The 2,641-nt window shown below is 59.7% G+C and carries 2 protein-coding genes; one reads left to right on the forward strand and one right to left on the reverse strand.

The genetic code is table 11. The annotated features are described in order from the left end of the window. Nucleotides 1-212: 212 nt before the first annotated feature. Nucleotides 213-971, forward strand: coding sequence for an alpha/beta hydrolase family protein (locus SO139_RS45975; protein ID WP_498542130.1), 759 nt, complete (start codon nt 213-215; stop codon nt 969-971). Nucleotides 972-1,227: 256 nt separating this feature from the next. On the opposite strand, the gene rpoD is transcribed toward SO139_RS45975, so the two are convergent. After that, the coding region (gene rpoD, locus SO139_RS45980; RefSeq protein WP_498542131.1) for an RNA polymerase sigma factor RpoD at nt 1,228-2,641 on the reverse strand (1,414 nt) is incomplete at its 5' end.

The raw sequence follows: 2,641 nt of genomic DNA on the forward strand, positions 1-2,641 counted from the left end.
GGAGATGTCGCAGCCCGGCCGAACAAGGAGATGGCCAATAACGAAAGCGCTTGACACCAATCGCCCCATACAAGTCCGCTGACCTACATCAGACCTGATCCCCTAGCGAAGCCGTTCCTTTTCGGGCTTAATTCCTGCCTTCGATCTGGTGCCGGATTTTCCAGCGCGCTTACCCCCTTTCCGCCCTACGAAGATGTTGCCGAGGAGTTTTGATGTCGCTGAAGATTGTTCGCCGGTCTTTGCCAAACTGCGGTTCGGGTTACAGCCCATCCGGCGATGGTCCGTTTCCCGCGATTTTGCTCTTGCACGGTTCGGAAGGAAGTTGGTCAGGATGGAATTATCGAAATGCCGCAATTCTTGCGGCGCATGGCTTTCTAGCGATACCCTTCGGTTACGCTAAAGAAGGAAATGCCTGGAACGCCGGAAACATTATTGATGTACCACTTGATCGAACGGTCGATGCGTTGGCTGCTCTCCGCGAATTTGATTTGTCCGGAAACAAGATCGGGCTTTACGGAGTTTCGCGCGGTGCCGAACACGCGCTGTTGCTGACATCGCTTATGGCCAGGGACGATGTAGCCGGCCTCCCGGATGCAGTCGCTGTGCATGCTCCGCCCGACGTTATCTGTGGAGCGTTCAATGCAAAGATGTGGCGGGACTCCGGCGATCCTGGATGGCAGCCATGGGATCCCGCAAACCGTGCATGGACTTGGCGGGGTTCGTCCGATCAACTGCTGCCGACAACACCAATCGAAATCGAACGGTTCGATGGCCCACTATTTCTCAGTCACGGTACGGGGGACGCGACTTGGTCCGCAGAGATGACACGCCGACTATGGGAACGATTGAAGCATCACGGTCGGACTCCCGAAGTGCATCTTTACGAGGGAGAGGGGCACGGATTCACCAGCGACGCTGAAAATCAACAAAACGAACGTCTCATTGATTTCTTCGTCCGCCATTTGCGCTAGGGAGCCTGTCCGGCCTCCGCTTCCGACCGCATGTTGAACGTCCGCAACTGCCTCATCTCCGAAGTCGGGCACCGTCCACTCTTTTGTTTTGCCGTTGGAGGAGAAGCGGACATAGTTCGGGCCATCGCCTGGTGAATACAAGCCGCAGCCTGGATTGCTTCGTCGCAAGCGCTCCTCGCAATGACGGGGCGAGAGCCGGGTCAAAGAAAAACGGCGGGCTGTCGGCCCGCCGTTTTCGTTCTGATTGAAACTCGAATCAATTGTCCAAGAAGCTCCGCAGCTTCCTGCTCCTTGACGGGTGCTTCAACTTCCGCAGCGCCTTCGCTTCGATCTGACGAATACGTTCGCGCGTCACGCTGAACTGCTGGCCGACTTCTTCCAGCGTGTGGTCGGTGTTCATGCCGATGCCGAAGCGCATGCGCAGCACGCGCTCTTCGCGCGGCGTGAGCGAGGCGAGCACGCGCGTGGTGGTCTCGCGCAGGTTCGACTGGATCGCGGCGTCGATGGGCAGGATCGCGTTCTTGTCCTCGATGAAATCGCCGAGATGCGAATCCTCTTCGTCGCCGACGGGTGTTTCGAGCGACAAGGGCTCCTTGGCGATCTTGAGGACCTTGCGCACCTTCTCCAAGGGCATGCCGAGCTTCTCGGCAAGCTCTTCCGGGGTCGGCTCGCGGCCGATCTCATTGAGCATCTGGCGCGAGGTGCGCACGATCTTGTTGATCGTCTCGATCATGTGCACGGGGATGCGGATGGTGCGCGCCTGGTCGGCGATCGAGCGGGTGATCGCCTGCCGGATCCACCACGTCGCGTAGGTCGAGAACTTGTAACCGCGGCGATACTCGAACTTGTCGACCGCCTTCATCAGGCCGATGTTGCCTTCCTGGATCAGGTCGAGGAACTGCAGGCCGCGGTTGGTGTACTTCTTCGCAATCGAGATCACGAGGCGGAGGTTGGCTTCCACCATCTCCTTCTTGGCCTGGCGGGCTTCGCGCTCGCCCTTCTGCACGGAGTGCACGATCTTGCGGAATTCGCCGATCTCGAGACCCGTGAGCGCCGCGAGCTGATGTACCTCGTGGCGGAGGTCCTTGATGCGGTCCTTCTCGTGATGGACGAAATTCTTCCAGCCCTTGGCCGAAAGCTTTGAAACCCGGTTGAGCCAGCGCGGATCGAGCTCGGAGCCGGTGTAGTTGCGCAGGAAGTCGTCACGCGCGACGCCGTGGCTGTCGGCAAGACGCATCAGGCGGCCCTCATGCGAGACGAGGCGCTTGTTGATGTCGTAGAGCTGCTCGACGAGTGAATCGATGCGGGCCTGGTTGAGGCGCAGCGACTTCACCTCGACGATGATCTCGTCCTTCAGCTTCCGGTACTTGCGCTCCTGGTGCGGCGAGAGCGACGGGCCGTGCGTCGTGCTCTCGAGCTGGTTCTGGATGTCCTGCTCCTGGAGCTTGCGCAGCTTCTTGTAGTTGTCGGCGATCTTGTCGAAGATCTCGACGACCTTCGGCTTGAGCTCGGCTTCGATTGCCGCGAGCGACATCTGGTTCTCGAACTCGTCGTCCTCGTCCATGTCGGCTTCGGCGGCGGCTTCCGCCGGATCCTTCTCGGCCTCAGTGCCATTGCCGACACCGGGCGCGGGACGGAACGGGGTCGGCAATGGCACTGAGGCCGAGCTG

It is taken from the genome of Bradyrhizobium sp. UFLA05-89 (assembly GCF_059803475.1).